At 71.1% G+C, this 8,250-nt stretch carries 7 protein-coding genes; 3 read left to right on the top strand and 4 right to left on the bottom strand.

Annotation, left to right across the window (positions count from 1 at the left end):
• Positions 1 to 61: 61 nt before the first annotated feature.
• Entirely contained in the window at positions 62 to 1,318 is a 1,257-nt protein-coding gene (locus tag G6030_RS06810; RefSeq protein WP_182642620.1) for an MFS transporter, read from the bottom strand.
• Positions 1,319 to 1,484: 166 nt separating this feature from the next.
• Here G6030_RS06810 and G6030_RS06805 point away from each other — a divergent pair, with 166 nt between their 5' ends.
• Together G6030_RS06805 and G6030_RS06800 are read left to right on the top strand one after the other, a co-directional pair.
• Positions 1,485 to 2,081, top strand: coding sequence for a TetR/AcrR family transcriptional regulator (locus G6030_RS06805; protein ID WP_347238600.1), 597 nt, complete (start codon positions 1,485 to 1,487; stop codon positions 2,079 to 2,081).
• Between the two features lie 34 nt (positions 2,082 to 2,115).
• A complete protein-coding gene (locus G6030_RS06800) occupies positions 2,116 to 3,846 on the top strand; it encodes an MDR family MFS transporter (protein ID WP_182642618.1) in 1,731 nt (576 codons plus the stop codon).
• A 111-nt stretch (positions 3,847 to 3,957) separates the two neighbouring features.
• Here the strand turns inward: G6030_RS06800 and G6030_RS06795 are convergent, their stop codons facing one another.
• The 3 genes from G6030_RS06795 to G6030_RS06785 form a co-directional block, all read right to left on the bottom strand.
• Positions 3,958 to 4,113 (bottom strand): DUF6131 family protein, encoded by a 156-nt coding sequence (locus tag G6030_RS06795; RefSeq protein ID WP_182642617.1) that lies wholly within the window; start codon positions 4,111 to 4,113, stop codon positions 3,958 to 3,960.
• A gap of 111 nt (positions 4,114 to 4,224) precedes the next feature.
• Complete coding sequence (locus tag G6030_RS06790) at positions 4,225 to 4,893, bottom strand: TenA family protein (protein ID WP_182642616.1); 669 nt, start codon at positions 4,891 to 4,893, stop codon at positions 4,225 to 4,227.
• Entirely contained in the window at positions 4,890 to 5,993 is a 1,104-nt protein-coding gene (locus G6030_RS06785) for an AraC family transcriptional regulator (RefSeq protein WP_182642615.1), read from the bottom strand. The genes G6030_RS06790 and G6030_RS06785 overlap by 4 nt, the downstream gene beginning before the upstream one ends.
• A 101-nt stretch (positions 5,994 to 6,094) precedes the next feature.
• Here G6030_RS06785 and G6030_RS06780 point away from each other — a divergent pair.
• A partial coding sequence (locus tag G6030_RS06780; RefSeq protein ID WP_182642614.1) for a fatty acid desaturase occupies positions 6,095 to 8,250 on the top strand: 2,156 nt, incomplete at its 3' end.

Raw genomic sequence — 8,250 nt, 5'->3', positions numbered from 1 at the left:
CGACGCGATCCCGCTGTAGGCCCGTGCCCCGACCGCGGCGCGGCGGCGACGAGCCCCCGGGTCACCGGCCGGCGCGGGGAGCGAGCGCCAGGGCCGGGACGATGATCAGTGCGACGATTCCGCCGGCGATCGCCAGGACGCTGAACCCGGCGGCGTGCATGAGCACACCGGACACCGCGCCCGCGCTGGCACCGAAGATGTTGACCCACACGTCGATGGATCCCTGGGTCGAGGCGCGGGTCGCGGGCCGGGTGCCCTTGACCACCATGGTGGTCCCGGCGACCAGGCCGAGGTTCCACCCCAGGCCGAGGAGCACCAGGGCGATGATCAGCGCGGTCAGGCTGTCGTCGGGGGCCAGCGCCGCGGTCACGCCGGCGGCGAGCAGGATCGATCCCGAGGCGATCGCGGTCGGTCGGGGGCCTATCGCGTCGACGAGGAGGCCGGTGACCAGCGAGGGAAGCCACATCGCGCCGATGTGCAGACCGATCACCAGGCCGACCGCGCCCATGTTGTGATCGTGGGCGCGCATGTGGACCGGCGTCATGGTCATGACGGCGACCATGACGAACTGCGAGATGACCATCACCAGCGCGCCGACCAGGACCAGGCGGGGTAGGCCGTCCGACCCGCTGCCCGACGGCTCCTGCTCGTCCGCGGCGCGAGCGGCGTCGGCGTCGAGCGCGTCGGGTGTCTGGCTCTCCAACTCACGGGCGAGCAGGAACGGGTCAGGGCGCAGCATGGCGAACAGCACGGCGCCGGCGAGCAGGTAGGCCACCGCCGCGAGGAGGAACGGACCGGTCAACGAGGGCAGGCCCAGGCTGGTCGCCAGCCCACCCGTGGGTTCGATGAGGTTCGGTCCGGCGATCGCTCCGATGGACGTGGCCACCATCGCGATGCTGACCGCGGTGCCCTTGCGTTCCGGCGCAGCCAGATCAGTACCCGCATAGCGCGCCTGCAGGTTGGTGGAGGTGCCGGCGCCGTAGACGAACAGCGAGAGGAAGAGCAGCGCCGGGTTGGCGAGGTGCGTCGCCGCGACCACGCCGATCGCGCCGACGCCGCCGGCGGTGAAGCCGAGTCCCAGCCCGGTCCTGCGACCGGCCCGCTGAGTGATGCGCCCCACCAGGAACGCGGCCAGGGCGGCGCCGAGCGTGAACAGGGCGGTCGGCACGCCGGAGAGGGATTCCGTCCCCATCATGTCCTGGGCGATCAGCGCGCCCACGGAGATGCCGGCCGCGAGGCCCGCGCCGCCGAAGGCCTGGCTGATGACGACGACGGTCAGCGTGCGGCGGTGGATCTGCGCACGCCTATCGGCGGTCATCGCGCGGACGACGTGGTCGACCGCCTCCCGGTTGTCGGCCGAGCTCGCATTGCGTGAATCCATGGGATCGACAATGCCGTGCGGCCGCCCGCCGTCGTCGGCCGAACCCCTAACGTGCAGTCTGAGCAAACTTGCACTCTCTGCAAAACGGGCGCATCATCGTCCGGTGACCACCACCGGCCTCCGCGAGAGCAAGAAGGCCCGCACCCGGGCGTCCATCGCCCGCGCCGCCCTGCAGCTGGTCGCCGAGGACGGACTCCAGGCCACCACCGTCGAGGCGATCGCCGCCCGCGCCGACGTCTCCCCGCGCACGTTCTTCAACTACTTCGACTCGAAGGACGAGGCCGTCGTCCACCTGAGCACGGACCGCTTCCGCCGACTCATGAGCACGTTGTTCGGCGACGAGGTAGAGCCCGCCGCCAACCCGGTACTGCAGATCCGGGACCTCATGCTGCGCTTCCTCGAGGACACCGATCCCGACTCCGCCACCGACGACGAGCTGATGCGCTCGGCCCTCGAGCGCGACCCCGCCCTGTTCGGGGCACTCAACGCGTCGATGACCGTCGTCGGCGCGGAATTCGAGGCCGCCATCGCCTCGCGCCACGACTCCGCCCGCGACCGGGACCTCGCGAAGGTCGGACTGAGCGTGGCCCTCGGCCTGGTCCAGACCGCGATGCTCGAGGCCTGCTCCGGCCATCCGGATCCTCCGCTCGCCGAGCGCGTCGCCCACTACTTCGAACTCCTCGAGTCGGCATTCCGCTGACCCCGCCACCGCCACCCACGAAAGGCACCACCGCATGACCAGCACCTCGTCGACGCCACCCGCGTCGTCCGAGAGCGATCCGATCACGCTGACCCCGCGTACGGTCTGGATCATCTTCGGAGCGCTGATGGCGAGCATGTTCCTCGCCTCGCTCGACCAGTCGATCCTCGGGCCCGCGCTGCCGACCATCGTCGGTGAACTCAACGGCGTCGAATCGCAGGCGTGGATCATCACCATCTACATCCTCGCCGTGGCCGTGACCATGCCGCTCTACGGCAAGTTCGGCGACCTCGTGGGCCGCCGCAACCTCTTCCTCCTGGCGATCGCGATCTTCACGCTGGGCTCGGTGGGCTCCGGCTCGGCCGGCCTCTTCACCGATCCGGCCACCGAGGCCGGTTTCTGGGAGCTCGTCGCGTGGCGCGGCGTCCAGGGCCTGGGTGGCGGCGGGCTGATGATCCTGTCGCAGGCGATCATCGCCGACATCGTGCCGGCCTCGGAGCGAGGCAAGTACATGGGCCCGATGGGCGCGGTCTTCGGCATCTCCGCTGTCGCCGGCCCGCTGCTCGGCGGCTTCTTCACCGACTCCGCCCACTGGCGCTGGTGCTTCTGGATCAACGTGCCGGTCGGCGTGATCGCCTTCTTCCTGGCCTGGAAGTACATGACCCTGCCGACCCGCACGAGCACCGCGAAGGTCGACTGGGCGGGCATCCTGTTCATGGTGCTGGGCACGTCGGGCCTGGTCCTCGTCACGGACCTCGGCGGCGACCAGCTGGCGTGGGACTCGCCCGGCATGATCGCCATGATCGCCGGCACCGTCGTGAGCATCATCGCGCTCATCGTGGTCGAGAGCCGCGCCGAGGAGCCGATCCTGCCGCTGCACCTGTTCACCGGCCGCGTCTTCATCATCGCCACCGCCATCGCCTTCGTGCTGGGCGTCGCGATGTTCGCCGCGATCGGCTTCATCCCCACGTTCCTGCAGATGGCCACCGGCACCTCGGCCGCCGGCTCGGGCCTGCTCATGATCCCGATGATGGTCGGCATGATGGCCACCTCGATCGGCTCGGGCCTGGCCATCGCCAAGACCGGCCGCTACCGCGTCTACCCGATCGTCGGCATGGCGCTGACCGTGCTCACCGTGATGGTGATGACCCAGATGACCGGCTCGACGCCGATCTGGCAGATCATGGGCATGCTGCTGTTCTTCGGCGCCGGCCTGGGCCTGGTCATGCAGGTCATCGTGCTGGCCGTGCAGAACGCGGTCGATCCGCGCGAGGTCGGCGTGGCCACGAGCTCGAACAACTACTTCCGCGAGATCGGCGCCGCGATCGGCACGGCGTGGTTCGGTTCGCTGTTCACCGACCGGCTCATCCGGAACCTCACCGAGACGGTCGCCGCCAACCCCGAGCAGGCCATGGCGTCGGGCCTCAACCCCAGCGCGGTCACGCCGGCCTTCGTGGCGAACCTGCCCGAGCCGCTGCACCAGGGGATCGTGGACTCCTACGCGAACGCCCTCGCACCCGCGCTCTGGTACGTGGTGCCGGTCCTCGCCGTCGCCCTTCTCCTCGCGTTCTTCCTCCCCCAGGTCACGCTCAGTGACCAGGCCGGCATGGTCGCGCGCGGCGAGGCGGTGTGGGAGGACGGCAAAGCCGTGCCCCTCACCGACGGCACCGACGCCTCCCGCACCGACGCCGGTGGGACCGGGGACGGGGGCGACGACGACGAGGTCAGCCTCGCCTCCGGCGGACCCGCACCCGGCCGGGTCTGACCGGACCGTCGTCCTGACGTCGAGAAGACTGTTCCGCGCACCCGCCAGTGGCGGAACGTGCGCGGAACAGTCTTCTCGTCGACGTGGTCCCGGTGGTCCACACCGGGTGCGTCAGAACCAGTGCTTGCGACCACCGACCGCCCGCCCGGCCGCGCCGAGGATCGCGAGGATGACGCCGATGGCCAGCAGGACCAGGCCAATCGTCCAGAGGATGGGGATGTCCAGGAGGAATCCCAGGATCAACAGGATCGCACCGAGGATGATCATTTATTCGTCCTTTCGATGGGTCGGATCAGGATGCGCAGAGCGTAACCAGACCCACGCAGAACCACGACCGGTCGCGACCGATGCCGACCGTTGCCGACCGATCGCGGACGCTCAGCGCGCGCTGTCCAGCGCCTGCTGCCAGAAATCGACTTCGAGCCGCGTGGCCGTGCGGAACACGTCGGTGAGCTCGTCGAGCCGGCGGTCGGTGAGCCCGCCGCCGGCCAGGACGTCGAGCTGCTCGATCGCGGCCCGGGACGCGGCGGTGAACTCGACGCCCGAGTACTCGGCGATCCACTCGCCGTACGGGTGCTCGTCCTGCCCGCCCTGCTCGGCGAGCCGCGGCATCAGGTGGGCGCCGATCTCGGCGTAGCCGATCGTGCACGGGGCGAGGGCGACATGCAGGTCGAGGACGTCCCCGGCCATCCCACAGTCGAGGACGTACCGGGTGTAGGCGACGGTGGCCTGCTTCTCGGCGGCGGCCTCGAGCTCGGCACGCGGGATGCCCCACCGCTCGGTGAGCCGCAGGTGCAGCTCGGTCTCGGAGAGGATCGCGCCGGTCGACCGGTGGGCCGCGGCGATGTCGGCGAGGGTGCGGCTCTTGTAGGCGGCCAGGGCGTTGGCGCGGGCGAACTGCACGAGGAAGTGGAAGTCCTGCACGAGGTAGTCCCGGAACACCGCCTGCGGCAACGTGCCCCGCCCGAGCTCGGTGACGAACTCGTGGCGGGTGTACGCCTCCCACTCGGAGAGACAGCGGTCCTTGAGGGTGTCGAACAGGGTCAACCCGAATCTCCTTCGTCAGCGGTGGCGCGGCCGGGAACGGCCCGGCCACCGTCCATCATCCGACGGATCCGGCTGGGCGGGGCGTCCTCCCACCGCCGGAAGCTGCGGGTGAACGTCGAGGTCTCGGAGTAGCCCAGCTCGTCGGCGATCCGCGCCACGGGCACGCCCTGCGCCAGCAGTTCCCTGGCCCGCTCGTGGCGCACCTCGTCCACGAGCCGCCGATACGACGTCCCCTCCGCCGCGAGGCGCCTGCGGAGGGTGCGCACGTCGACGTGCAGTTCCGCCGCGACGTCGTTCATCGACGGCCAGGAGTGGCGCTCGTGCCGCAACCGGCTGCGGATCTGGCCCGCCACGCCGACGCGCGCGAGCCGTTCGGCGAGCAGGTCACGGCACTGCCGCTCGAACAGTCGCGCGGTGTTCTCGTCGCCCTGCGGCAGGCGCGCGTCCAGCGCCTCGCGCGACACGGCCAGCCGGTTGTCCGCGGCGCCGGGGGTCACGGCCTCGGGGCCCAGGCCCCACGCCTCCCCCAGCAGTCGCGCGCTCTCGGGCCCGAGGGTCGTCTCGAGGCCGAGGGGGCCGAGCTCGATCTGCGCACCGCGGAACGCCACCGCCAGCCCGGACAGGTCGCGCTCCACGACGAAGGTGCGGACGTCGGCGGGGATCTCGTCGTCGGCCGCGACCAGGAACGCCCCGCCGTCGGCCCCCTCCGCCGAGCCCACCTCGAGCGAGAACCTCAGGTGCGTCGGCGACAGCGCCAGGTACGGGACCGCCCGCTCGAGCGCCGCCCGCACGGTGGGCCCGGCGAGCATCATGAACCCGATCGCCCCGGTGCGCCCGATGGTCGAGTGCGCCCCGATCTCCACTCCCAGACCGGGCCGGTCCCCGAGTCGGCCGAGCAGATTACGGATCACCGCGAACTCCTGGTGCGCCCAGATCTGCGCGTCCTCATCCGTCAGGTCGCGCGGATCGATCCCGGTCCCGGCCAGGCACTCGCTCGTCGTCGTCCCGTGCGCCGCGGCGCCCTCCACCATTATCCGCACGCCCTCCGTGCCGCGCGGCACGGCCCAGACGGGCGACGAGGACGACGACGACGAGGTCATCGCCCGAACGTACCAATCACCCACCCGGATGTCCGGAAATGACAACTTCGCGACCGCTCGCGCCATTCCGTCCCGGCACGAGCGTGTCTACGGTCACAGGTATGACTCTCGCCGACGATCTCCAGTCGCTCTACTCACGGGCCAAGGCCGCCGTGGGCGAGGAGGACCTGGAGCACATCCGCACCGTCACCGCCTACGGGCGGGCGATCGACGCGCGGCGCCGCGAGCTGCTCCGAGAGGGCGGGCCGCGTGCGATCCGTCGCGCCACCGCGCTGGAGATGATGTACCGGCTCATGCAGTTCTCCGAGCTGGGCCACAACATCGTGCACGGGAGTTACGACCACCTGCCGGACAACGGCGAGTACCACTCCGACCGGTACGAGTGGGACTTCAACGTGGACGTCGACCACTGGAAGACGATGCACCACGCGGGCCACCACCCCAACACCAACATCGTCGGCAAGGACCACGACCTCGGCTACAGCATCTTCCGCGGCAGTGCCGGTCAGGACTGGTACGGCCATCACCTGGGGCAGGTCGCGCTCATCTCCGCGCTCGCGGCAATCGCGCCGGCGGCGGCTCCGTTCTTCCTGGCCAACATCGCACGCAAGGTCACCGGCGAGCGCTTCCTCAGCTCGTACACCCTGCGCTCGCCCGCGCGGATCGCCGGCCGGGACCTGCGCCGCCGCTTCGTGGACGAGCCGTTCCGTTCCGGCCACAGGCCGCTGCCCACGCTGGCCGCCAACTACCTCGGCGGCGTCACCGGCTACATGGCGGTGCTGTTCCTCGTGTTCATCGAGCACCACGCGGGCGAACTCGAGCTGTTCGCCGATCCCGGCCCCGACGAGACCGCCGACCAGTACTACGAGCGCCAGATCCGCGCCACGCGCAACTTCCTGCCGAGCACGCAGATGGACGACGCCCTGTCCCGCATCCTCGAGGAGGAGGTGCCCTTCGACGACCGCCCTGATCTGCGGATCTTCTACGGCGGCCTGGACACCCACGTCGAGCACCACCTCTTCCCCGACCTGCCGCCGTCGATGCAGCGGAAGATCGCGCCGGAGGTCCGGGCGATCGCCGCCGAGTACGGCCTGCCGTACCACGAGACGCCGCTGCTGGAGACCGTGCCGCTCATCGCCAAGACGCTCACCGGATTGTCCGTCCCGTTCGGCGAGCGCGAGTTCGGGCGGCCCGGCCGGCTCCTGCGCGATCCCGCCGACCTGGTGCGGCGACTGCGCGCCGGGTTCGCCTATGAGCCACTGCCGGAGTCGCCGTACCTGGACAAGCCCCGCTTCCACAACGCCGCCGCGAAGGTCCTGTCCGCCACGCCCGTCGCCGACGGTCAGGCCCTGTCCGTGCGACTGGCCCGGCCGCGTGGCTGGGACGACGTCGAGTGGGACGCGGGCGCATACGTCTCGGTTCGCGTCGGCGGCGGCCGCGACGCCGCCGGCAGCGAGGATCTCGTGCGTCAGTACAGCCTGGTCCGTGACAGCTCGGACGCGAAGGCGGTCGGCGGCGGTGGCGGCGACATGGAGATCTGCGTCAAACGCGTCGAGGGCGGCCGGGTGTCCAACCGCCTCAACGACGAACTCCGCGCCGGGGCCTACGTGACGCTGGTCGGCGTGCCGCAGTCGTCCGGCGACTTCCCGCTCCCCGACCCGGGCACGAAGTCCCTGCTCATCGCGGGCGGTGTCGGCGTCACCCCGATCATCAGCCTGCTGCGCCGCCTCGCCCGCGACGCGCGTCGGGCCGGTGTCCGCCCCGACGCGACCGTCATCTACCTCAACCGCGACGACCGCTCGATCATCTTCGAGTCCGAACTCCGCGAGCTCGCCCGCTCCTCCGGCTTCACGCTGCATCTGTTCACGGACGCCCCGTCCCCGCGCGCGGACCTGGAGACCGGCCGGCTCAGCCCGGAGCTGCTGCGGCGTGTGGTCCCGGACGCCGCCGAGCGCGAGACCTACGTCTGCGCCCCGCCCGTCCTCATCGATCTGACCCGCGGCTGGCTGCGCGACCTGGGCCAGCCGACAGGGCGGGTCCACGCGGAGTCGTTCACGGCGCCCGAGCTCGACCGCCCCGAGGACGACGGCAGCCGCTACACGGTCCGCTTCGCCCGCACCGGCACCGCGGTGGAGATCGACGGCGCCACGACGCTCCTCGAGGCCGCCGGCCGCGCGGGGATCCCCGTGCCCACCGGGTGCGAGCGCGGACTGTGCAAGGCGTGCGTGACGCCCAAGCTCAGCGGGACGACGCGCGC

Origin of the sequence: Dietzia sp. E1 (genome assembly GCF_014145015.1) — a bacterium.
GTDB lineage: Bacteria > Actinomycetota > Actinomycetes > Mycobacteriales > Mycobacteriaceae > Dietzia > Dietzia cinnamea_A.
The sequence above is the reverse complement of the archived record's forward strand: the minus strand, read 5'-3'. Positions and strand labels throughout refer to the sequence as shown.

What these genes read in the sequence shown, in the direction of transcription:
- G6030_RS06810 (WP_182642620.1), bottom strand. Translation starts at nt 1,318, where the DNA reads ATGACCGCCGATAGGCGTGCGCAGATCCACCGCCGCACGCTGACCGTC.
- G6030_RS06800 (WP_182642618.1), top strand. Translation starts at nt 2,116, where the DNA reads ATGACCAGCACCTCGTCGACGCCACCCGCGTCGTCCGAGAGCGATCCG.
- G6030_RS06795 (WP_182642617.1), bottom strand. Translation starts at nt 4,113, where the DNA reads ATGATCATCCTCGGTGCGATCCTGTTGATCCTGGGATTCCTCCTGGAC.
- G6030_RS06785 (WP_182642615.1), bottom strand. Translation starts at nt 5,993, where the DNA reads ATGACCTCGTCGTCGTCGTCCTCGTCGCCCGTCTGGGCCGTGCCGCGC.